The 21,032-nt window shown below is 66.3% G+C and carries 22 protein-coding genes and 1 tRNA gene; 10 read left to right on the forward strand and 13 right to left on the reverse strand.

The features are described from left to right. The first annotated feature begins 107 nt into the window (after nt 1-107). The 3 genes from argJ to LXM88_RS07700 are packed head-to-tail and all read left to right on the forward strand — an operon-like array spanning nt 108 to nt 2,678. A complete protein-coding gene (gene argJ / locus LXM88_RS07690; protein WP_262540718.1) occupies nt 108-1,349 on the forward strand; it encodes a bifunctional glutamate N-acetyltransferase/amino-acid acetyltransferase ArgJ in 1,242 nt (413 codons plus the stop codon). Nucleotides 1,350-1,368: 19 nt separating this feature from the next. Beyond that, a complete protein-coding gene (locus tag LXM88_RS07695) occupies nt 1,369-2,238 on the forward strand; it encodes an ATP-binding protein (RefSeq protein ID WP_262540719.1) in 870 nt (289 codons plus the stop codon). Further along, complete coding sequence (locus tag LXM88_RS07700; RefSeq protein ID WP_262540720.1) at nt 2,235-2,678, forward strand: NUDIX domain-containing protein; 444 nt, start codon at nt 2,235-2,237, stop codon at nt 2,676-2,678. Before LXM88_RS07695 ends, LXM88_RS07700 begins: the two co-directional genes overlap by 4 nt. Before the next feature lie 60 nt (nt 2,679-2,738). Here LXM88_RS07700 and LXM88_RS07705 read toward each other — a convergent pair whose 3' ends face one another. The 9 genes from LXM88_RS07705 to LXM88_RS07745 form a co-directional block, all read right to left on the reverse strand. Then, nucleotides 2,739-2,939, reverse strand: coding sequence for a DNA gyrase inhibitor YacG (locus LXM88_RS07705; protein ID WP_175750257.1), 201 nt, complete (start codon nt 2,937-2,939; stop codon nt 2,739-2,741). 28 nt (nt 2,940-2,967) lie between these two features. Next, a complete protein-coding gene (zapD, locus tag LXM88_RS07710) occupies nt 2,968-3,723 on the reverse strand; it encodes a cell division protein ZapD (protein ID WP_047899730.1) in 756 nt (251 codons plus the stop codon). Nucleotides 3,724-3,832: 109 nt separating this feature from the next. Next, a complete protein-coding gene (gene coaE / locus LXM88_RS07715; RefSeq protein ID WP_262540722.1) occupies nt 3,833-4,441 on the reverse strand; it encodes a dephospho-CoA kinase in 609 nt (202 codons plus the stop codon). A gap of 1 nt (nt 4,442) precedes the next feature. Then, nucleotides 4,443-5,354 (reverse strand): prepilin peptidase, encoded by a 912-nt coding sequence (locus LXM88_RS07720; RefSeq protein WP_262540723.1) that lies wholly within the window; start codon nt 5,352-5,354, stop codon nt 4,443-4,445. 45 nt (nt 5,355-5,399) lie between these two features. Beyond that, entirely contained in the window at nt 5,400-6,605 is a 1,206-nt protein-coding gene (locus LXM88_RS07725; protein ID WP_262540724.1) for a type II secretion system F family protein, read from the reverse strand. A 2-nt stretch (nt 6,606-6,607) separates the two neighbouring features. Further along, a complete protein-coding gene (locus LXM88_RS07730; RefSeq protein WP_262540725.1) occupies nt 6,608-7,885 on the reverse strand; it encodes a GspE/PulE family protein in 1,278 nt (425 codons plus the stop codon). Nucleotides 7,886-7,997: 112 nt separating this feature from the next. After that, nucleotides 7,998-9,290, reverse strand: coding sequence for an HlyC/CorC family transporter (locus LXM88_RS07735; RefSeq protein WP_262540726.1), 1,293 nt, complete (start codon nt 9,288-9,290; stop codon nt 7,998-8,000). A gap of 142 nt (nt 9,291-9,432) precedes the next feature. Then, nucleotides 9,433-9,509: transfer RNA gene (locus LXM88_RS07740), tRNA-Pro, on the reverse strand. Nucleotides 9,510-9,690: 181 nt separating this feature from the next. Beyond that, on the reverse strand, nt 9,691-10,686 hold the full coding sequence (locus tag LXM88_RS07745; RefSeq protein ID WP_034182656.1) for a polyprenyl synthetase family protein: 996 nt from the start codon (nt 10,684-10,686) through the stop codon (nt 9,691-9,693). Nucleotides 10,687-10,896: 210 nt separating this feature from the next. On the opposite strand from LXM88_RS07745, the gene rplU reads away from it, so the two are divergent. The 4 genes from rplU (at nt 10,897) to proB (ending at nt 14,004) form a co-directional block, all read left to right on the forward strand. Continuing rightward, complete coding sequence (gene rplU, locus LXM88_RS07750; protein ID WP_006025184.1) at nt 10,897-11,208, forward strand: 50S ribosomal protein L21; 312 nt, start codon at nt 10,897-10,899, stop codon at nt 11,206-11,208. Between the two features lie 24 nt (nt 11,209-11,232). Next, nucleotides 11,233-11,496 (forward strand): 50S ribosomal protein L27, encoded by a 264-nt coding sequence (gene rpmA / locus LXM88_RS07755; RefSeq protein WP_006476999.1) that lies wholly within the window; start codon nt 11,233-11,235, stop codon nt 11,494-11,496. 186 nt (nt 11,497-11,682) lie between these two features. Further along, nucleotides 11,683-12,795: a GTPase ObgE gene (gene obgE / locus LXM88_RS07760; RefSeq protein ID WP_262540809.1), complete on the forward strand. Its 1,113-nt coding sequence runs from the start codon at nt 11,683-11,685 to the stop codon at nt 12,793-12,795. Between the two features lie 90 nt (nt 12,796-12,885). Continuing rightward, nucleotides 12,886-14,004: a glutamate 5-kinase gene (proB, locus tag LXM88_RS07765; protein WP_262540811.1), complete on the forward strand. Its 1,119-nt coding sequence runs from the start codon at nt 12,886-12,888 to the stop codon at nt 14,002-14,004. Between the two features lie 97 nt (nt 14,005-14,101). Here the strand turns inward: proB and LXM88_RS07770 are convergent, their stop codons facing one another. Further along, complete coding sequence (locus LXM88_RS07770; protein ID WP_262540813.1) at nt 14,102-14,710, reverse strand: CNP1-like family protein; 609 nt, start codon at nt 14,708-14,710, stop codon at nt 14,102-14,104. 13 nt (nt 14,711-14,723) lie between these two features. After that, nucleotides 14,724-15,371, reverse strand: coding sequence for an RNA pyrophosphohydrolase (locus LXM88_RS07775; protein WP_034182660.1), 648 nt, complete (start codon nt 15,369-15,371; stop codon nt 14,724-14,726). A gap of 218 nt (nt 15,372-15,589) precedes the next feature. Here LXM88_RS07775 and LXM88_RS07780 point away from each other — a divergent pair, with 218 nt between their 5' ends. Next, complete coding sequence (locus LXM88_RS07780) at nt 15,590-17,326, forward strand: proline--tRNA ligase (RefSeq protein ID WP_047899740.1); 1,737 nt, start codon at nt 15,590-15,592, stop codon at nt 17,324-17,326. Nucleotides 17,327-17,347: 21 nt separating this feature from the next. Continuing rightward, nucleotides 17,348-17,950, forward strand: a complete 603-nt coding sequence (locus LXM88_RS07785) for a MarC family protein (RefSeq protein WP_096472392.1) — start codon at nt 17,348-17,350, stop codon at nt 17,948-17,950. Between the two features lie 79 nt (nt 17,951-18,029). Here the strand turns inward: LXM88_RS07785 and LXM88_RS07790 are convergent, their stop codons facing one another. Both LXM88_RS07790 and ffh read right to left on the reverse strand, forming a co-directional pair. After that, nucleotides 18,030-18,581 (reverse strand): hypoxanthine-guanine phosphoribosyltransferase, encoded by a 552-nt coding sequence (locus LXM88_RS07790; RefSeq protein ID WP_262540816.1) that lies wholly within the window; start codon nt 18,579-18,581, stop codon nt 18,030-18,032. A gap of 94 nt (nt 18,582-18,675) precedes the next feature. Continuing rightward, nucleotides 18,676-20,043, reverse strand: a complete 1,368-nt coding sequence (ffh, locus tag LXM88_RS07795) for a signal recognition particle protein (protein ID WP_262540818.1) — start codon at nt 20,041-20,043, stop codon at nt 18,676-18,678. A gap of 89 nt (nt 20,044-20,132) precedes the next feature. Between ffh and LXM88_RS07800 the strand changes: the two genes are divergently transcribed. Continuing rightward, complete coding sequence (locus LXM88_RS07800) at nt 20,133-21,026, forward strand: cytochrome C assembly family protein (RefSeq protein ID WP_262540820.1); 894 nt, start codon at nt 20,133-20,135, stop codon at nt 21,024-21,026. The last annotated feature ends 6 nt before the right edge of the window (nt 21,027-21,032 follow it).

Here is a 21,032-nt window from a genome sequence, read left to right on the forward strand (position 1 = left end):
CAGCTTCGAGTGAGTGATGTGAGTTGCGGCGGCCCGCGCATGCGGCCGCCGGTTCTTCCAATCGATGCCGGCACGTGCCGGCATTTTCCATCCGGCAGGTGTGCCCCATGGCTGTCAATTTTCCGTCGATCGATCCCGCCCAACTGCATCCCGTCGCCGGCGTCACGCTCGGCTGGGCGGAAGCGAACATCCGCAAGCCGAATCGCAAGGACGTGCTGGTGATCTCCGTCGAAGAAGGGGCGACGGTCGCGGGCGTGTTCACCGAAAACCGTTTTTGCGCCGCGCCGGTCACCGTCTGCCGCGAGCACCTGGCGAAGGTGCGCGCGGGCGGCGCGGGCATCCGTGCACTGGTCGTGAACACGGGCAATGCGAACGCGGGCACCGGCGAGCCGGGCCTCGTGAACACCCGCGAGACCTGCACGGAACTCGCACGCCTCGCGGGCATCGAGCCGGCGCAGGTGCTGCCGTTCTCGACCGGCGTGATCCTCGAGCCGCTGCCGATCGACCGCCTGAAGGCCGGCCTGCCGGCCGCGCTCGCGAACCGCAAGGCCGCGAACTGGTTCGACGCCGCGCAGGCGATCATGACGACCGACACGTTGCCGAAGGCAACGTCGCGCCAGGTCGCGATCGACGGCCACACGGTCACGCTGACGGGCATCAGCAAGGGCGCCGGCATGATCAAGCCGAACATGGCTACGATGCTCGGCTTCCTCGCATTCGATGCGAACGTCGCGCAGCCGGTGCTCGACACGCTCGTGAAGGAAGTTGCGGACCGCTCGTTCAACTGCATCACGATCGACGGCGACACGTCGACGAACGACTCGTTCATCCTGATCGCGTCGGGCAAGAGCACGCTGCCGGCGATCACGTCGACCGATTCGCCGGCCTATGCTGCGCTGCGCGATGCGGTGACGGAAGTCGCACAGGTGCTGTCGCAACTGATCGTGCGCGATGGCGAAGGCGCAACGAAATTCATGACGGTGCAGGTCGAAGGCGGCAAGAGCGTCGCCGAATGCCGCCAGATCGCGTATGCGATCGGCCATTCGCCGCTCGTGAAGACGGCCTTCTACGCATCCGACCCCAATCTCGGCCGGATTCTCGCGGCGATCGGTTATGCGGGCGTCGCGGATCTCGACGTCGGCAAGATCGACCTCTATCTCGACGACGTGCTCGTCGCGAAGGCCGGCGGCCGCAACCCGGCCTACCAGGAAGAGGACGGCCAGCGCGTGATGAAGCAGAGTGAAATCACGATCCGTGTGCTGCTCGGCCGCGGCGAAGCGCAGGCCACCGTGTGGACGTGCGACCTGTCGCACGATTACGTGAGCATCAACGCGGATTACCGCTCCTGATCGGGAGCGTTCGAACGACATGGACAAGCTTGAACAGTTTCTGACGCGCGCGGAAGCGCTGCTCGGCCGCCTCGAGGGGATGCTGCCGCCCGCGCAGGCGGCCATCGACTGGAATGCCGCGCACGCGTTCCGCTGGCGCAAGCGCCAGGGGCGCGGCTACCTGCAGCCGGTGCCGGCAGTGTCGTCGATCACGCTCGGCGATCTGCACAACATCGATCGCCAGAAAGGGCTGATCGAACAGAACACGCGGCAGTTCGTGCAGCAGAAGCCGGCCAACAATGTGCTGCTGACGGGCGCGCGCGGCACCGGCAAGTCGTCGCTGATCAAGGCGTGCCTGAACGCGTATGCGAAGGACGGGCTGCGCCTGATCGAAGTCGACAAGGACGACCTGCACGATCTCGGCGACATCGTCGATCTGATCTCGCAGCGTCCCGAGCGGTTCATCGTGTTTTGCGACGACCTGTCGTTCGAGGAAGGCGAATCGGGCTACAAGGCGCTGAAAGTCGCGCTCGACGGCTCGATCGCCGCACAGTCGGACAACGTGCTGATCTATGCAACGTCGAACCGCCGCCATCTGCTGCCCGAGTACATGAGCGACAACGAGTCGTACAAGCATCTCCCGGATGGCGAGATTCACCCCGGCGAAGTCGTCGAGGAGAAGATCTCGCTGTCGGAGCGCTTCGGCCTGTGGGTCAGCTTCTATCCATTCAAGCAGGACGACTACCTCGGCATCGTCGCGCACTGGCTGCGTCATTTCGGCTGCGCGGATGCAGAGATCGAGTCCGCGCGCGGCGACGCGCTCGTGTGGGCGCTCGAGCGCGGTTCGCGGTCAGGACGCGTCGCGTGGCAGTTCGCGCGTGACTGGTCGGGTCGCAAGGAGCAGGCATGAGCGCGGATCTCGCACAGGGCGCCGTGCGCGCACCGGATGGCCGCAAGGTGACGGAAGTCGCGGTTGGCGTGATGGTGCAGCCGGACGGCAGCTACCTGCTCGCGCAGCGGCTGCAGGGCAAGCCGTATGAAGGTTACTGGGAGTTTCCGGGCGGCAAGCTGGAGGCCGGCGAGAGCGTCGAGGACGCGCTGGCGCGGGAACTGCACGAGGAGCTCGGCATCGTCGTCACGGCCAGCCATCGCTGGCACACGCTCGAGCACGATTATCCGCACGCGTACGTGCGGCTTTATTTCTGCAAGGTGACGGGCTGGACGGGCGAGCCGCACAGCAAGGAAGGGCAGGCGTTCGTGTGGCAGCAACTGCCGGTCGACGTCGAGCCGCTGCTGCCGGCGGCGCTGCCGGTGCTCGAACTGCTCGAGAAGGAAGCGGCATCGCACTGATGCCGCAGTGGCCTGCCTGAAAGGCGGGCCATATCGCCGGCGGGCGGTGCCGCGCGCCGCTCAGCTGTCGCGGCGGTCGTCCGTGCCGTCTTCTTCCGACGAAGGGCCTTCGTCGGAAGTCCCGCCGATCCGGTACTTTTCCGCAGCCCACGCGCCGAGGTCGAGTTGCTTGCAGCGGGCCGAACAGAACGGGCGGAACTGATTTTCAGGTGTCCAGCGCACTTCGGCGCCGCACGACGGGCATTTCACAACGGTAGTCATACGAAAGCGTCGATCCGGCACGCGGCCGTTACAGATTGCACAGAGTCAGGTGGAACGGTACGTCGATGTCCACCGCGCGCGGCCGTACGTCGCCGTCCTGCATGGTGAACCGTACCCACAGCATGTATTTGTTCGCGCTCGCTTCGGGAATGACGCGCAACTCCGGCGGTACGCGTACCTGCATCAGCTGGTACGTGCGGCCGGACAGCATCTGCTGGTAGCTGCCCTGCATCGCCATGACCTTCGACGCCTGACCCGATTCGCGTGCGAGGCGCAGCACGATCGACGCGGCGTCGCGCAGCGGCAGCATCGGCATGATCCATTTCGCGATGTCCTGGCGCCGCTGCTCGGCAGGCCATTGCTGCCATGCGTAGTACGACGGCAGGTCGAATTTGCAGGTGCCGCCGGGAATCACCGCGCGGCTGCGGATGCTGGCGAGCCACTCGTTGTCGACGAGGTGCTGCCCGGTCTTGCCCTGCATCTGCGCGAGATTCGCGAGCGTCTGCTCGATTTCGCCGAGCACGGCTTCGAGCGCGTTCTGCTCGATGCCCGGATTGCCGCGAAAGGGGGCGAGCGTCTGGCGCTGACGTTCGAGCTCCTTCATCAGATCCGATTTCAGGTCCGCGCGGCCGGTTACCTCGGCGATTTCGAACAGCGTCGTCAGCGCGACGTGGTGTTCACGCGGGTCCTCCTGAGCCAAAAAGAACGCGAAGCGCTCGAACAGGTCTTCGAGGCGCAACAGCGTGCGAATTCGCTCGTTGAACGGATACTCGTAAAGAATCAAGCGCGCTCGCCTCTTGGGTAGGGATTGAAACAATGCAGGACATTCTAATGCTCACTCTCTACCCTAGCAACGCACCAATTTCGTACGCCATCACGATTGCGCACGAGGCCTACTGCGCGGCGGCCGCGAATCCGAGATAGCGCTGGTGCAGCGCATCGACCTGCGCGGCGAGCGCATCAGGCGTCGTCGCGTCGTTGACGATCACGTCGTCGGCCGCCGCGAGACGGGCTTCGCGCGTTGCCTGTCTCGCGATGATCGCCTCGACCTGCTCGCGCGTGAACCCGTTGCGCCGCATCACGCGCGCGATCTGCGTTTCGACCGGGCAGTCGACGACGAGCACGCGATCGCTGCGCGCCTTCCAGTTGCCCGATTCGACGAGCAGCGGCACGACGAACATCACGTACGGGCCCTGCGCTTCGCGCGCGTCGCGATCGGTTTCCGCGCGAATCAGCGGGTGCGTGATCGCCTCGAGGCGCCGGCGCGCATCGTCGTCGCTGAAAATCAGTGCGCGCATCTTCGCGCGATCGAGCGAACCGTCCGCGGCAACGAAGCCGCGGCCGAATGCGTGTTCGATCGCAGGCATCGCGAGGCCGCCCGGCGCGGTGATGCGGTGGGCGATCAGATCGGTATCGACGAGCGATGCGCCGCGCTCGCCGAACAGGTCGGCGACGGTCGTCTTGCCGCTGCCGATGCCGCCGGTGAGTCCTACTGCGAACATGTCAGCCTCCGAGCGCCGCGTAGAAAGGGGTGCCGAAAAACAGCGTTGCGACGCCACCCGCCGCGAGGAACGGGCCGAACGGAATCGGCTCCTCGAAGCGCATGCGGCCGCGCCAGGTCGCGACGAGCCCGACGATCGCGCCTGTCACCGCGGCGAACAGCACGACCTGCGGCAGTGCAGCCCAGCCCATCCACGCGCCGAGCGCGGCGAGCAGCTTCAGGTCGCCGAAGCCGATGCCCTCGATGCCGCGCAACCATTTGAACAGCCAGTAGATCGACCACAGGAACAAGTAGCCGGCCATTGCGCCGATCACGGCCGAGCGCAGCGACGTGAACGTGCCGCCGAGGTTCAGCACGAGCCCGGCCCAGAGGAGCGGCAGCGTCATCGAATCGGGCAGGTAGCCGGTGCGGATATCGATCGCGCTCATCGCCAGCAGCGCGGCGCACAGCGCGAAGGCGGCAAGCGCGGCAACGGTCGGGCCGAACGCGGCGAGCGAGCCGGCGGCGAGCAGCGCGCACGCGAGTTCGACGAGCGGATAGCGGATGCCGATCGCGTGGCCGCAGCGGCGGCAGCGTCCGCGCAGCATCAGGTAGCTGACGAGCGGGATGTTTTCCCACGCGCGCAGCACGTGGCCGCAATGCGGGCATGCGCTGCGCGGGTGCCACAGATCGTAGCGCGGCGGATAACCGTCGTCGGGGGCGGTGCCGGCGTTGCCGGTCGCTTCGGCGATTTCGGCCTGCCATGCGCGCTGCATCATCACGGGCAGCCGGTGCACGACCACGTTCAGGAAGCTGCCGACGCAAAGGCCGATGACGACCGCGAACGCATACTGCAGCGCGGGCGGCAGCATCGCCAGTGCGAGCAGTGTGCTCTCGGGCGAATCGGGAACGGCGTACAGGGGCGCGGGCGTCATGAGGCTCAAGGTTCGGGCTAAAAGGCGACAGAGTCGGTTGCGATGCTACACCACGTTGCCGAGCTGAAGGATGGGTAAGTACATCGCGATCACGAGGCCGCCGACGAGTGCGCCCAATACGATCACGATCAGCGGTTCGCCGAGCGCCGAGAGCGTATCGAGGCGCGCGTCGAGCTGGCGTTCGCACAGCGCGGCGAGGTCCGCGAGCATCGTGTCGAGCGCACCGGTCTCCTCGGCGACGGCGATCGGTTGCACGACGTCGTCCGGGAAGCAGCCGACCGACTGCATCGCGTCGGCGAGACGCGCGCCGTGCAGCACGCGTGCCGCGATGTGCGCGGTGGCCTGCTCGAACACCGGATGGCCGGCCGTGCGCTCGAGCGTGGCGAAGGCGTCGGCGAGCGGGACGCCTGCGCCGAGCAGCGTCGCAAGCGAGCGGCACCAGCGCGCGGCCGCGAACCGTGCGAGCGCGCTGCCCGCGAGCGGCGCGTGCAGCAGGCGCCGTGCGACCGCCTGGCGCAGCGGCGCCGACCGCCGAAGCGCGTGATGGGCGGCAAGCGCCGTTGCCGCGGCACCGGCCACGAGCACACCGCCCCACGCCGACAGCGCGGAGGACAGCGCCAGCAGTGCACGGGTCGGCGCCGGCAGTGCGGTGCCGAAACCGTCGAAGATCTGCCGGAACGTCGGCACGACCCACACCATCAACGCCGCCGAGATCGCGAGCGCGAACAGGATGACGGCTGCCGGATACGCTAGCGCGGCACGCAGTTTGCGCCACTGCGCGTCGGCGCGCTCGCGGTGTTCCGCGATCCGTGTCAGCACGATGCCGAGCGAGCCGGACGCTTCGCCGACTTCGATCAACTGGCGATACAGCGTGCCGAACTGCGCTGGATAGCGTGCGAGCGCATCGGCGAAGCGCTGCCCGCCGACGATCTCGCGGGCGAGACCGGCGGCAATGCGCGGCACGCCGTCGCGCGTGCGCGTACGCGCGAGCATCTCGAGCGACGGTGCGAGCGGCAGGCCGGCCTGCAGCAGGCTCGCGAGCTGGCGCGTGAAGCGTGTGATGTCCCGTGCGCCGGCCGCTGGCGGCCGGGCCGGCCCGCGGGCGTCGAGCGACAGCACCGCGATGCCGTCGCGCGCGAGCGTGGCGCGCGCAGCCGCGGCGTCGAAGGCGATGACCGTCCCGCGACGCGGCGTGCCGTCGCGGCGGCGGCCGCGCCATGCGAAGCGGGTTTCGCGCGGTGCCGTGCGCATGCTCACGCCGCCGGTGTCGCGGCGACGGCTTCCGCGATGCTCGTCGTGCCGTCCCGGACGCGCGCGAAGGCCGCGTCGCGCAGAGTGCGCACGCCTTCGGCCGCCGCGCATTGCGCGAGTTCGCCGACGCTCGCTCGCGCGACGATGCGTTCCGCCAGCGCGGTCGACACCGGCATCGTCTGATGCAGGCCGATGCGGCCGCGATAGCCGATACCGTGACACGCGGAACAGCCGTACGCGACGAACGGCCGCCATCCGGCTGCCAGGGCCGCCGGGTCGCAGCCGGCTTCCCGCAGCACGCGCGCCGGGGCGTCCGAATGCACGCGGCACGCGACGCACAAGCGCCGGACGAGGCGCTGCGCGGTGACGAGGTGCAGCGCGGCCGCGAGGTTGTACGGCGCGACGCCGATGTCGAGCAGCCGCGCGACGGCGGCCGGCGCGTCGTTCGTATGCAGCGTCGACAGCACGAGATGGCCGGTCTGCGCGGCCTTGATCGCGACGTCGGCCGTCTCCGCGTCGCGAATCTCGCCGACCATGATGATGTCCGGATCCTGCCGCAGCAGCGCGCGCAGCGCCGTCGCGAACGTGAGCCCCGCCTTTTCGGCGACACCGACCTGGCTGATGCCGTCGAGCTGGATTTCGGCCGGATCCTCGACCGTGCAGACGTTGTGCGCGTCGCGATCGAGCATCTGCAGCGCGCAGTAGAGCGACAGCGTCTTGCCGCTGCCGGTCGGACCCGTGACGAGCACGAGGCCGTGCGGTGCGCGTATCGCGGCCTCCATCGCTGCCGCCTGCTGCGCGTCGAAGCCGAGGCGGGCGAGCGTGAGATCGGGCGGCAGCGTTTCGAGGCGCCGCAGCACGAGCTTTTCGCCGAACAGCGTGGGCAGCGAACTGACGCGGTAGTCGCCGCGCGTGCGGCCGTCGATCGCGATGCGCAGCCTGCCGTCCTGCGGCAGCCGCCGTTCGGCGATGTCCATGCGCGCGAGCACCTTGATTCGTGTGACGAGCGCGTCGCGCAGGTGTAACGGCGGCCGCGCATGTTCGTGCAGCACGCCGTCGATGCGCAGCCGGATGCGCCAGCCGGCCTCGAACGGTTCGACGTGGATGTCGGATGCGTCGCGCACGCGTGCCGCGTGAAGCGTGTCGGTCAGCAGCCGCACGGCCGGTGCGTCGTCCAGCTGGGCCGCGTCGAGCGCGTGTGTTGCGGCGGCGGGCGACGCATCGGAGTGGACGGGCGGCGGCTGCGTGCGCAGCGGCGCCCCGGAAAGAGGGAAATGCATGTGAGCCGGCACGTCGGCCGCCTGTTGAACGTGACCTGCAGATGGTCGCGCGTCGCGGGCGGCGCCGGCAGTCGGCCGTTCGGCCAGGGCCCGTTATTAGCGGGAACAGGCCCTAGCGCAGGGCGGTGCGTGCGGTGCGCGCACCGCGCGGCTTGAAGAGCTTGACGGTACGTACGGCCTGGTCGTCGCTGCGCATCACCTCGAGCATCACGTCGCCGATTTTCAAGCACACGTCGTCTTCCGGAATTTCCTCGAGGACTTCGAGAATCAACCCGTTCAGCGTCTTCGGCCCGTTGGTCGGCAGCTTCAGGTGCAGCCAGCGGTTCAGTTCGCGCAGCGGCATGCCGGCCGAGACGATGCATTCGCCGTTCTCGTCCCAGCCACCCGCGCGTTCGCTGCGCGGCATCGAGGTCGTGAATTCGCCGATCAGCTCCTCGATGATGTCTTCGGGCGTGACGAGCCCTTCGAGCTCGCCATACTCGTTGACGACGAGCGCGGTACGCTGCCGGGTCTCCTGGAAATACTGGAGCTGCTGAACCACCGGCGTGCCCGACGGCACGTAGTACGGTTCGGCGAGCAGCGAGCGCAGCGTTTCGCGGTCGAACTCCTGGTTGTGCAGCGCGGTCAGCGTCTTGCGCACGTGCAGCACGCCGAGCACCTTGTCGATGTCGCCTTCGTACACGACGAGCCGGTTGTGATAGCAGGTTTCGAGCTCGTGCAGGATGTCGTCGAGCGGCGCGTAGAAGTTGAGCGATTCGATCTGGCGGCGCGGCACCATCACGTCGTCGACCGTGATGTTCTCGAGGTCGAACAGGTTGAGCAGGATGCTGCGGTGCTTGGTCGGCATGAAACTGCTCGACTCGAGCACGATCGCCCGCAACTCGTCGGCCGACATCCGCTGGTCGCGGCCCTTCTTCGTGTTGATGCGCAGCACCCACAGCACGCCGTTCGCGAGCGCGTTGACGAACCAGACGATCGGCTTGAACACGCGCATCAGCGGTGCGATCACGAGGCTCGCAGGCAGGGCGATGCGTTCGGGGAAGGTCGCGCCGACGATCTTCGGTGCGATTTCCGCGAACACGATGATCAGGAACGCGACGATGCCGGTCGCGATCGATAGCGCGAGATTGTTGCGGCCGAACGTATGGAGTGCGAGCGACGTCGTCAGGACCGGGATGATCGTGTTGAACAGGTTGTTGCCGATCAGGATCACGCTGAGCAGCAGGTCAGTACGCGTGAGAAGCCCCTGGGTGGTCTTCGCGCCGAGCGCGCCCTGGCCGGCGAGATGCTTCAGCCGATGGCGATTGAGCGCCATCATCGCGGTCTCGGAAATGGAAAAGAAGCTGGAACAGAGGAGAAGCAGGAAGACGGCGCCGATTTGCGCCCATAAGGGAATTTGGTCCACGCGTCGGAAAGGGCAGTGAAGGACAGGGATGGAGGGAATATAGCAGAGGCCGGCGACCGCGATGTGTCGTGCGCGACACGATGAGCCTGCGGCGGCCGGACGAAAAAAAACCGTGCACGCCGTGCACGGTTTTTTACAAATCTGGTCGGGGTGAGAGGATTCGAACCTCCGGCCTCTACGTCCCGAACGTAGCGCTCTACCAGGCTAAGCTACACCCCGATTTGGACTCTTCCGATTTCGCAGTCTTCTTCAAGACCGCTGCGTCGTCGAGCAAGAACATAACTATAACGACGTTTCTTCGAAAATGGAATACCTTTGCGAAGAAATTTTTCGAGACGGCGGAATCACACCGTGTCGAACGTGCGTCGTCGCAGCAGCGGCGACGACGCACGCAATGCGTTCATGACTGTCGCGACGTCGAGTACGAGCACAGCGCGAGCAGGCTCTCCTTGTAGATCGAATCGGGGAACGCGGCGATCGCTGCCGCGGCCGCCTGCGCTTCCTGGCGTGCGCATTCGAGCGTGTGATCCAGCGCGCCCGAGCGCGTGATCGCTTCGAAAATCGTGTCGAAGCGATCGGTGCCGCCCTGTTCGATCGCTTCGCGCGCAAGCGCCGACTGTTCGGGCGTGCCGCGTTCGATCAGGTAGATCAGCGGCAGCGTCGGCTTGCCTTCGCGCAGGTCGTCGCCGGCATTCTTGCCCATTGCCTCGACAGTGCCTGCGTAGTCGAGCCAGTCGTCCATGATCTGGAACGCGGTGCCGATCCGGCGGCCGTATTCGGCGGCGGCTGCTTCGGTCGGTGCATCGGCGCCCGCGAGCACCGCGCCGAGGCGCGCCGACGCTTCGAACAGCTTGGCCGTCTTGTAGCGGATCACCTGCATGTAGCGCGTTTCGTCGACGTCCGCGTCGTGCATGTTGAGGAGCTGCAGCACCTCGCCTTCTGAAATGATCGTCGTCGCTTCGGACAGGATCTCCATCACGCGCATCTTGCCGACGCCGACCATCATCTCGAACGAGCGCGAATAGAGGTAATCGCCTACCAGCACGCTCGCCGCGTTGCCGAACAGCGCGTTGGCGGTCTGGCGGCCGCGGCGCAGCTCGGACTCGTCGACGACGTCGTCATGCAGCAGCGTGGCCGTGTGAATGAACTCGACGACGGCGGCCAGCACGTGCCGCTGGTGCGACGTTTCGCCGAGTGCGCCGGCGACGAGCAGCAGCAGCGCCGGACGCAGCCGCTTGCCGCCCGCGCCGATGATGTACTCGGCGATCTGGTTGATCAGCAGCACGTCTGACGCGAGGCTTTGCCGGATAACGCGATTCACCTGCTCCATGTCGCTGGTGATCGGGGCGAGCAGGTGGGCGGCGCTGAGGGTGGGGGAGGCGGTGGACGACGACATGATGATGGAATTGGGTGATGCCGCGGATTATAAGTCGAATCCGCGATATCCCGGTCTGTCGGACGCGCCGCGGCAGCGATTTTGGCCGTCCGGCCGAGGCCCGCGCGCGGCAATCGTCGATCGGTTTTGACTCCGGTGCTAACCCCATGTATAATCACGTGTTTTCCGCGCGTGGTGTGCGGAAAATTTGGATCCAGAGTGAGGTTCTCAATGTACGCGGTCATAAAAACCGGCGGCAAGCAGTACAAGGTTGCCGTTGGCGAAAAACTCAAAGTAGAACAGATACCGGCTGACATTGACGCTGAAATCACGCTCGACCAGGTTCTCGCAGTGGGCGAAGGCGAATCGATTAAGTTCGGTACGCCGCTGGTCAGTGGGGCTTCCGTCAAGGCCACCGTTGTGTCGCACGGTCGTCATGCCAAGGTCACCATCTTCAAGATGCGTCGCCGGAAGCACTACCAAAAGCACGGCGGCCACCGCCAGAACTACACTGAGCTGCGCATCGACGCGATCAACGCGTAAGCGCCTCGGTAAAGGAGCAATCAGATGGCACACAAAAAGGCAGGCGGCTCTTCCCGGAACGGCCGCGACTCCGAGTCGAAACGTCTCGGCGTGAAGGTGTACGGCGGCCAGGCAATCAATGCCGGCGGCATCATCGTGCGTCAGCGCGGCACGCGCATGCACGCAGGCGAGAACGTCGGCATGGGCAAGGATCACACCCTGTTCGCGCTGGTCGACGGTCACGTCAAGTTCGCGACGAAGGGCGCGGACAAGAAGCATCTGGTCATCGTCGTTCCGGCGGCTGCCTAAGTTTAGGCACCCACGGGCTTCGAGCCGAAAGGCCCCGCAGTCTTCGCGGGGCCTTTTTTATTTGGCCGCCGGGCGCATGTGCGCTCCGGCGACCGTCGCGCAACCGGCGTACGATCGGCCGAACGGCAGATTGTTCAAGCACGCAGGCGCGCGGCACAATAGCGGAAATACTGGGCGGAGTGACGAATGAAGTTCATTGACGAAGCACGAATCGAAGTCATCGCCGGCGACGGAGGCGATGGCAGCGCGTCGATGCGCCGCGAGAAATTCGTCCCGTTCGGCGGGCCGGACGGCGGCGACGGCGGCCGGGGCGGTAGCGTCTACGCGATCGCCGACCGCAACATCAACACGCTGATCGACTACCGTTACGCGAAGAAGCACCTGGCGCGCAACGGCGAAAACGGTCGCGGCTCGGATTGCTACGGCAAGGGCGGCGACGACGTCACGCTGCGCATGCCGGTCGGCACGATCATCAACGACATGGATACCGGCGAGCTGATCGCCGACCTGACCGAGCACGACCAGCAGGTGATGCTCGCACAGGGCGGCTCCGGCGGCCTCGGCAACCTGCATTTCAAGTCGAGCACGAACCGCGCGCCGCGCCAGAAGACGGACGGCAAGCCCGGCGAGCGGCGCATGCTGAGGCTCGAGCTGAAGGTACTCGCCGATGTCGGCCTGCTCGGCATGCCGAACGCGGGCAAGTCGACGTTCATTTCGTCGGTGTCGAACGCGAGGCCGAAGATTGCCGACTACCCGTTCACGACGCTCGCGCCGAATCTCGGCGTGGTGCGCGTCGGCCCGAGCAAGAGCTTCGTGATCGCCGACATCCCGGGGCTGATCGAGGGCGCCGCCGAAGGCGCGGGCCTCGGGCATCAGTTCCTGCGTCACCTGCAGCGCACCGGCGTGCTGCTGCATCTGGTCGATCTCGCCCCGTTCGACGAAAGCGTCGATCCGGTCGCGGAAGCGACCGCGATCGTCGGCGAGCTGCGCAAGTACGACGAGGCGCTCTACGAGAAGCCGCGCTGGCTCGTGCTCAACAAGCTCGACATGGTGCCGGAAGACGAGCGCGAAGCGCGCGTCGCGGATTTCCTCGACCGCTTCGGCTGGGACGGCCCCGTGTTCGAGATTTCGGCGCTGACGGGTCAGGGCTGCGAAGCGCTGTGCTACGCGATCTACGACTACCTGTCCGAGCATTCGGACGCGCATCGCCAGGCGGAAGCGGAAGATCTCGCGGCGGACGTGCGTTTCCGCGACGCGCCGCCTGCGAACGGCGGTGCAACGCCGGGCGACGACGCCTGAGCGGTTCCGGAACGCGCCGGGCGTGCCGCCCGGCGTCGGCGTTCAATCGCGCCCGGCCGGGCAGGCATCAGATACAGGAGACAGTGCAGGATGCGTTCGATCATCGCGGATTCGAAGCGATTGGTGGTGAAGGTGGGCTCCAGCCTCGTGACCAACGACGGCAAAGGGCTCGATCATGCTGCAATCGGCCGGTGGGCCGCCCAGATCGCCGCGCTGCGCGCTCAGGGCAAGGAAGTCGTGCTCGTCAGTTCGGGGGCGATTGCCGAGGGGATGCAGCGGCTCGGCTGGAGCAAGCGACCGCGGGAAATCGACGAGCTGCAGGCCGCCGCCGCCGTCGGCCAGATGGGGCTCGCGCAGGTTTATGAGAGCAGCTTCACCGAACACGACATCCGCACCGCGCAGATCCTGCTCACGCACGCCGACCTGGCGGACCGCGAGCGTTACCTGAATGCGCGTTCGACGTTGCTCACGCTGCTGCGGCTCGGCGTCGTGCCGATCATCAACGAGAACGACACGGTCGTTACCGACGAAATCAAGTTCGGCGACAACGATACACTCGGTGCGCTCGTCGCGAACCTGATCGAAGGCGATGCGCTGATCATCCTGACCGACCAGTCGGGGCTGTTCACGGCCGATCCGCGCAAGGATCCGAACGCGACGCTCGTTGCCGAGGCCAATGCGGGTGCGCCGGAACTCGAGGCGATGGCCGGCGGTGCGGGCTCGAGCCTCGGCCGCGGCGGGATGCTGACGAAGATCCTCGCGGCGAAGCGCGCGGCGCACAGCGGCGCGAACACCGTGATCGCGAGCGGCCGGGAGTCCGACGTGCTCGTGCGTCTGGCGGCCGGCGAGGCGATCGGCACGCAACTGATCGCGCGTACCGCGCGGATGGCGGCGCGCAAGCAATGGATGGCCGACCACCTGCAGGTGCGCGGCCATGTCGTGATCGATGCAGGCGCGGTCGAGAAACTGACGGCCGGCGGCAAGAGCCTGCTGCCGATCGGCGTGACCGACGTGCAGGGCGCGTTCGCGCGCGGCGAGGTGATCGCGTGTGTCGGCCCCGACGGGCGCGAAGTGGCGCGCGGGCTCACGAACTACAGCAGCTCGGAAACGAAGCTGATTCAGCGCAAGCCGAGCGGCGAGATCGAGAGCGTGCTCGGCTACATGCTGGAGCCCGAACTGATCCACCGCGACAACCTCGTGCTGGTGTGATCGTCCGTTCCGGTTCCGGCAGTCAAATAGAAAAGCCCGCGCGACGCGGGCTTTTTTCATGCGGCGGGGCGGGGCAGGCGGCCCGTCCCGTACGCCGTCAGCGCAACTGGCTCATCGCGGTGCGGTGAAACCGGATGTTCTCCAGGATCTGCTGGGTCGAGCCCTGCGGCATCTTGTTCGCGCAGAAATAGTCCTGATAGAGCGACGAGTGGTACGCATTCAGTTCGCCGTTCTCGATGCGCCGCCAGTCGTTCTCGACCGTGCGGTCCCAGCCGTCGTGATCCGAATTCAGGCCGGCGTACTGTCGCCATTCATAGGTGTCGCAGCGGATGCCTTCGTAGTTCACATCGCGCGCGCCGGCCGGGCTCGTGATGACGACGGCGTAGCGTACGACGCCATCGGTGCCGACCGCGAGCGACTTTGCGTCGACGAAGAACTTGAGCGGCGTGTTCTGCGATACGTTGAACGGCAGCAGGTCGCCAGTCTGCGGCAGAGGCGGCAGCGTGTCGACTGCGTTTTCCTTCCAGTTACCCTGGCGATCCAGCAGATACACGAACTCGCTGTCATCCTTGTTGGTCGGCGTCTTCGAATTCGCGCAACCGGCCAGCGTGGCCGCCGCGGCAATCGATGCGAGCGCGAGAGCAATCGCTTTCAATATGCATTCCTCGTAAAAAAAGGGCGCGACACCAAGGTCGCGCCCGGTCATGCAGTCCGACTCGTCATTTGCCGACGATCACGTGGGGCGGCATCTCGTCGAGCGTGCCCGCTTCCACTTCGATCTCCGAACAGACTACCGATGTGTCGACAATCGTCAGCGTCTGCTGTGCCTGTGCGCCGATGACGCGCGGATAGCGCGACAGACGCGGCCCGCGCGGCTTTTCGGCTCGCTGCGCCGGGCGGCGCAGGAAGCGCGACAGTTCCGTCAGCGCCAACTGATAGACATCCCGCTTGAACTCGATCACCGCATCGAGCGGCACCCAGTACTCGTTCCAGCGCCACGCATCGAACTCCGGGTGATCGGTCGCGCGCAAGCAAATGTCGCAATCGCGTCCAACCATCCGCAGCAGGAACCAGATCTGCTTCTGGCCGCGGTAATGACCGCGTACTTCGCGTTTGATGAACTTGTCAGGCACCTCGTAACGCAACCAGTCGCGAGTGCGGCCGATTATCTTGACGTGTTCCGGATGCAGGCCGGTTTCCTCGTGCAGTTCCCGGTACATCGCCTGCATGGGGGTCTCGCCGTACTTGATCCCACCTTGAGGAAACTGCCAGGAGTGCTCGCGGAGCCGCTTGCCCCAAAACACCTCGTTGCGCGCGTTCAAGAGGATGATGCCGACGTTCGGGCGAAAGCCTTCACGATCCAGCATACAACCACCTTCGAATCCTTTAAAATTGCTTTGATTATAAACAGATAACGGGCGCTGCGCACCGTGACGGAGCGAATCCGCGCGGGGCGCGCCGGCTGAATTGTCCCTGATTAGTCTGCTACGTCATCTGCGCCATCGTCGTTCGTCGCGCGCAGCTTTTTCACCTTGAAACTTTTTCGGGCGCCCCGCCTGGGGGCGCCGTTTTTGGAACCGTCCGCATGAAAGCTTCCCGTTTCTTTATCGGCACCCTGAAAGAAGCACCCGCCGACGCAGAGATCGTCAGCCACAAGCTGATGGTACGCGCCGGCATGATCCGTCGCGTCGCCGGCGGCATCTATAACTACCTGCCGGTCGGCCTGCGTTCGATTCGCAAGGTCGAGGCGATCGTGCGCGAGGAAATGAACCGGGCGGGCGCCATCGAGCTGCTGATGCCGGCCGTGCAACCGGCCGAGCTGTGGCAGGAATCGGGCCGCTGGGAACAGTACGGCCCCGAGCTGCTGCGCTTCAAGGACCGCAAGGACAACGACTTCGTGATCGGGCCGACGCACGAGGAAGTCATCACCGACATCGCGCGCAACCAGATCAAGAGCTACCGGCAGATGCCGGTGAACTTCTACCAGATCCAGACGAAGTTCCGCGACGAGATCCGTCCGCGCTTCGGCGTGATGCGCGGCCGCGAATTCATCATGAAGGACGCGTATTCGTTCGACAAGGATGCAGCGGGCCTGAACGAGTCGTATCGCAAGATGTACGACGCGTACGTGCGCATCTTCACGCGCCTCGGCCTCGAATTCCGTGCGGTCGCGGCCGACAGCGGCTCGATCGGCGGCAACTTCTCGCACGAGTTCCACGTGATCGCCGATACCGGCGAGGACGCGATCGCCTACTGCCCGACGTCCGAGTTCGCAGCGAACATCGAGGCGGCCGAAGCGTTGCCGCTGATTGCCGAGCGTGCTGCGCCGGCAGAAGCGATGGAAAAGGTCGCGACGCCGGGCAAGGCGAAGTGCGAAGCCGTCGCCGAACTGCTGGCCATCCCGCTCGAGCGCACGATCAAGTCGATCGTGCTCGCGACCGACAACGAAGGCGCCGAGCCGACCATCTGGCTCGTGATGCTGCGCGGCGACCACGATCTGAACGAGATCAAGGTGTCGAAGCTGCCGGGTCTGAAGAACCACCGCTTCGCGACCGAGCAGGAAATCGTCGAGTGGTTCGGCACGCCGCCGGGCTACCTCGGCCCGGTCGGCACGAAGAAGCCCGTCAAGGTGATCGCGGACCGCACGGTCGCGAACATGAGCGACTTCGTTGTCGGCGCGAACGAGGTCGACTATCACATCGCGGGCGTGAACTGGGGCCGCGACCTGCCGGAGCCGGACGTCGCCGACGTGCGCGACGTGCAGAAGGGCGACCCGTCGCCGGACGGCAAGGGCGTGATCGACATCTGCCGCGGCATCGAGGTCGGCCACGTGTTCCAGCTCGGCACCAAGTACTCGGAAGCGATGGGCGCGACGTTCCTCGACGAGTCGGGCAAGCCGCAGCCGATGCTGATGGGCTGCTACGGCGTCGGCGTCACGCGCATTCTCGGCGCGGCGATCGAACAGAACTTCGACGATCGCGGCATCATCTGGCCCGAGTCGATCGCACCGTTCGAGGTCGTGCTGTGCCCGATGGGCTATGACCGCAGCGAAATGGTGCGCGAGACCGCCGACAAGCTGTACGCGGAACTCGCCGCGGCCGGCATCGACGTGATCCTCGACGATCGCGGCGAGCGCCCGGGCGTGATGTTCGCCGACTGGGAACTGATCGGCGTGCCGCATCGCCTCGTGATCGGCGAGCGCGGCCTGAAGGAAGGCAAGATCGAGTACCAGGGCCGCCGCGACGCCGAAGCGACGCTGCTGCCGGCCGACGCGGCTGCGGCGACGGTCGCGGAGAAGATCCGCGCCGCGCTCGCGCACTAAGCACGGCGACCGGGGGACACGATGGAATACACGTTCCTGTCGGCCACCGTGCTCCTCGTGCTGATCACCGATCCGCTCGGCAACATCCCGCTGTTCATTACGGCGATGCGGGATGTGCCGCGCGAGCGGCGCGTGAAGCTGATCCTGCGAGAAGTGGGGATCGCGTTCGTGATCCTGCTGTTCTTCATGGTGGTCGGCGACCGCTTCCTGCGGATGATGAACCTCACCGACCTGTCGTTGCGGCTCGGCGGCGGGATCGTGCTGTTCCTGATCGCGCTGAGGATGATCTTCCCGCATCCGGACGGCGCGCTCGGCAGCGATCCGCGTGCGGGCGGCGAACCGTTCATCGTGCCGCTCGCGATTCCCGCACTCGCCGGGCCGTCGGCGCTCGCGACCGTGATGCTGCTGACGTCGCAGGCGCCGGGCAAGATGTTCGAGTGGGTCGGCGCGCTGACGGTCACGATGATCGTCTGCGCGATCACACTGGTATTGGCCGAACGGATCCAGCAGTGGCTCGGCGAGCGGACGGTCGCGGCGTTCGAGCGGCTGATGGGCCTCGTGCTCGTCGCGATCTCGGTCGAGATGCTGCTGGCCGGCATTCGCGCGTTCGTGCACCAGTTGTAGCGCGGTGCGCACACGAAAAAAAGCGGCGCTCCGGGAAACCGGAGCGCCGCTTTCCATTTGGATGGCGGGAGCGCGGCGATCAGACGTTCGTGGTCAGCGCGCGGATCGTCGGCAGGTTGCGCCAGTAGCCCTTCGCATCCATTCCGCAGCCGAACACGTAGCGGTCCGGCACCGAGAAGCCGCAGAAGTCGGGGTGCAGCGGTTTGTCCTTCGCGAGCGTCTTCTCGCACAGCACGGCCGACATGAAACGCTGCGCGCCCATGTCGAGGATGCGGTCGCGGATCGCGGCCATCGTCTCGCCTTCGTCGAGGATGTCGTCGAGCACGAGCACGATCCGGTTCTTCACCGATTCGCGCGGTGCCACGCGCCAGTGCATCTCCGGGCTGCCCTGCGTCGTGTTGCGGTAGCGGGTCAGGTGGATGTAGTCGAATTCGAGCGGGAAATCGAGATGCGGCAGCAGCATCCCGGTAAACACCGCGGCGCCGCCCATCACCGAGAGAACGAGCGGGAACGCATCGCCGATCTCGGCGCGGATCGCGTCGGCCATCCGGGCGATCGACGCATTGACGGCGTCGGCCGAGACGATCTCTTCGGAGTGGTCGAAAATGTGGAGGGCTTCTTCGCGGTTCATGTGTTGTGGCGGGCAGTCGGTATACAAATAAGGATGAAGCAGAACGGACGGCGCGCGCTACAGCAAAAACCCGCGCGCCGGCCGACGGGCGGAATCAGCGCATGCCGGGCATCATGCCCTTCAGGCCGCGCATCATCTTCTGCATGTTGCCGCCCTTCAGCTTCTTCATCATCGTACGCATCTGGTCGTACTGGTTCAGCATCCGGTTGACTTCCTGCACCGGCACACCCGCACCGGCTGCAATGCGGCGCTTGCGCGTCGCCTTGATGATTTCGGGTTTCGCGCGCTCGGCGGGCGTCATCGAGCTGATGATCCCTTCCATCCGGCGGATCTGCTTTTCGGCCTGGCCCATGTCGGCGCCGGCCGCCGCCTGCTGGAATTGCGCGGGCAGCTTGTCCATCAGCGACGACAGGCCGCCCATGTTCTTCATCTGCGAGATCTGCGCGCGGAAGTCGTTCAGGTCGAAGTCGCCGCCTTTCTTGACCTTGTCGGCGAGCTTCTGCGCGGCCTGCACGTCGACGCCGCGCTGCGCTTCCTCGACGAGCGCGAGGATGTCGCCCATGCCGAGGATCCGGTTCGCCATCCGGTCGGGGTGGAACACCTCCAGGCCGTCGAGCTTCTCGGCGACGCCGACGAACTTGATCGGCTTGCCGGTGATGTGGCGCACCGACAGCGCGGCGCCGCCGCGCGAATCGCCGTCGAGCTTGGTCAGCACGACGCCGGTGAGCGGCAGCGTGTCGTTGAACGCCTTCGCGGTGTTGACCGCATCCTGGCCGAGCATCGCGTCGACGACGAACAGCGTTTCGGCCGGCTTCAGCGTGTCGTGCAGCGCGGCGATTTCCTGCATCATCGCCTCGTCGATGCCGAGGCGGCCGGCCGTATCGACGATCAGCACGTCATGGTAGTGGCGCTTCGCCCAGTCGACGGCCGCGATCGCGATGTCGACCGGCTTCTGGTCCGGCGTCGACGGGAAGAAGTCGGCGCCGACCTGTTCGCTCACCGTTTTCAACTGCATGATCGCAGCCGGGCGATACACGTCGCACGACACGGTCAGCACCTTCTTCTTGTACTTCTCGCGCAGCAGCTTCGCGAGCTTGCCGGCGGTCGTGGTCTTGCCCGCGCCCTGCAGGCCGGCCATCAGGATCACGGCGGGCGGCGTGACCGCGAGGTTCAGCTCGGCGGCCTTGCCTTCGTAGTCGCCGCCGATCACGGCGGTCAGTTCCTTCTGGACCACGCCGACGAGCGCCTGGCCCGGCGACAGGCTGCTGATCACTTCTTCGCCGAGCGCCTTTTCCTTGACCTTGGCGATGAATTCGCGGACGACCGGCAGCGAGACGTCGGCTTCCAGCAGCGCGAGACGCACCTCGCGGAGCATCTCCTGCGTGTTCGCCTCGGTGAGCCGGGCCTCGCCGCGCAGCGTCTTGACGACGCGCGCCATCCGTTGAGTGAGATTGTCGAGCATGGGGAGCGATGGACAGTGGGGCCCGAAGGCGCGGCGGAACCGAACAAAGGGAGCCGTCGCGGGAAGGGGGCCTAGTGTAAACTTCGAACATGGATATTGTACTGTATGCCCTCACCGCATTCCTGTACGGCGGCCTCGCCGTCGCAGGCTGGCGCACGCACCGCCAGGGCGCGACGCCGCTCGTCGCGAGCGTGCCGGCCGTGCCGGTTCCCGCGTCCGCCGCGTCCGGGATGAGCGGGGCCGGCCGCGCGCTGCTGTTCGCCGCGCTCGTCGCGCACGGCGTGCTGCTCCACATGACGATCTTTCCGAACGACTCGATGGTGTTCGGTTTCGCGTTCGCGCTGTCCGCGATGTTCTGGCTCGGCGCGGGCATCTACTGGATCGAGAGCTTTTTCTTCCCGCTCGACAGCCTGCGCCTGCTGGTGCTGCCGCTCGCGTGCGGCGCGTCGCTGCTGCCGCTCGTGTTCGGCGGCGTGCGGGTGCTTCCTTATGCCGCGGCACCGCTGTTCAAGCTGCACTTCCTGATCGCGAACATCGCGTACGGCCTGTTCGCGATCGCCGCGCTGCACGCGATCCTGATGCTGATGGTCGAGCGGCGCCTGCAATCGCTGCGCAACGGCGGGCGCGACGGTTCGACGGGCTGGATCGCGAGCTGGCTCGAAACGCTGCCGCCGCTGCTCACGCTCGAGAAGCTGCTGTTCCGCCTGATCGGCGCCGGCTTCGTGCTGCTCACGCTGACGCTCGCGTCGGGCATCCTGTTCAGCGAGCAGGTCGATGCGCGCGCGCTGCGGCTCGACCACAAGACCGTGTTCGCGATCCTGTCGTGGCTGATGTTCGGCGGCCTGCTGGTCGCCCGCAAGACGTCGGGCTGGCGCGGGCGCGGCGCCGCGCGCTGGGTGCTCGTGTCGTTCGCCGCGCTGCTGCTCGCGTATGTCGGCAGCCGGTTCGTTTTCGAGGTGCTGCTGCACCGTTCCGTGGTTTGACCGCAG

Origin of the sequence: Burkholderia sp. S-53, from assembly GCF_025560745.1 — a bacterium.
GTDB classification, from domain to species: Bacteria; Pseudomonadota; Gammaproteobacteria; order Burkholderiales; family Burkholderiaceae; genus Burkholderia; species Burkholderia pyrrocinia.

Excerpts from the sequence above, each read along its gene's own strand:
- argJ (WP_262540718.1), top strand. The coding sequence starts at position 108 with ATGGCTGTCAATTTTCCGTCGATCGATCCCGCCCAACTGCATCCCGTC.
- LXM88_RS07695 (WP_262540719.1), top strand. The coding sequence starts at position 1,369 with ATGGACAAGCTTGAACAGTTTCTGACGCGCGCGGAAGCGCTGCTCGGC.
- LXM88_RS07700 (WP_262540720.1), top strand. The coding sequence starts at position 2,235 with ATGAGCGCGGATCTCGCACAGGGCGCCGTGCGCGCACCGGATGGCCGC.
- LXM88_RS07705 (WP_175750257.1), bottom strand. The coding sequence starts at position 2,939 with ATGACTACCGTTGTGAAATGCCCGTCGTGCGGCGCCGAAGTGCGCTGG.
- coaE (WP_262540722.1), bottom strand. The coding sequence starts at position 4,441 with ATGTTCGCAGTAGGACTCACCGGCGGCATCGGCAGCGGCAAGACGACC.
- LXM88_RS07720 (WP_262540723.1), bottom strand. The coding sequence starts at position 5,354 with ATGACGCCCGCGCCCCTGTACGCCGTTCCCGATTCGCCCGAGAGCACA.
- LXM88_RS07725 (WP_262540724.1), bottom strand. The coding sequence starts at position 6,605 with ATGCGCACGGCACCGCGCGAAACCCGCTTCGCATGGCGCGGCCGCCGC.
- LXM88_RS07730 (WP_262540725.1), bottom strand. The coding sequence starts at position 7,885 with ATGCATTTCCCTCTTTCCGGGGCGCCGCTGCGCACGCAGCCGCCGCCC.
- LXM88_RS07745 (WP_034182656.1), bottom strand. The coding sequence starts at position 10,686 with ATGTCGTCGTCCACCGCCTCCCCCACCCTCAGCGCCGCCCACCTGCTC.
- rplU (WP_006025184.1), top strand. The coding sequence starts at position 10,897 with ATGTACGCGGTCATAAAAACCGGCGGCAAGCAGTACAAGGTTGCCGTT.
- rpmA (WP_006476999.1), top strand. The coding sequence starts at position 11,233 with ATGGCACACAAAAAGGCAGGCGGCTCTTCCCGGAACGGCCGCGACTCC.
- obgE (WP_262540809.1), top strand. The coding sequence starts at position 11,683 with ATGAAGTTCATTGACGAAGCACGAATCGAAGTCATCGCCGGCGACGGA.
- proB (WP_262540811.1), top strand. The coding sequence starts at position 12,886 with ATGCGTTCGATCATCGCGGATTCGAAGCGATTGGTGGTGAAGGTGGGC.
- LXM88_RS07770 (WP_262540813.1), bottom strand. The coding sequence starts at position 14,710 with ATGACCGGGCGCGACCTTGGTGTCGCGCCCTTTTTTTACGAGGAATGC.
- LXM88_RS07775 (WP_034182660.1), bottom strand. The coding sequence starts at position 15,371 with ATGCTGGATCGTGAAGGCTTTCGCCCGAACGTCGGCATCATCCTCTTG.
- LXM88_RS07780 (WP_047899740.1), top strand. The coding sequence starts at position 15,590 with ATGAAAGCTTCCCGTTTCTTTATCGGCACCCTGAAAGAAGCACCCGCC.
- LXM88_RS07785 (WP_096472392.1), top strand. The coding sequence starts at position 17,348 with ATGGAATACACGTTCCTGTCGGCCACCGTGCTCCTCGTGCTGATCACC.
- LXM88_RS07790 (WP_262540816.1), bottom strand. The coding sequence starts at position 18,581 with ATGAACCGCGAAGAAGCCCTCCACATTTTCGACCACTCCGAAGAGATC.
- ffh (WP_262540818.1), bottom strand. The coding sequence starts at position 20,043 with ATGCTCGACAATCTCACTCAACGGATGGCGCGCGTCGTCAAGACGCTG.
- LXM88_RS07800 (WP_262540820.1), top strand. The coding sequence starts at position 20,133 with ATGGATATTGTACTGTATGCCCTCACCGCATTCCTGTACGGCGGCCTC.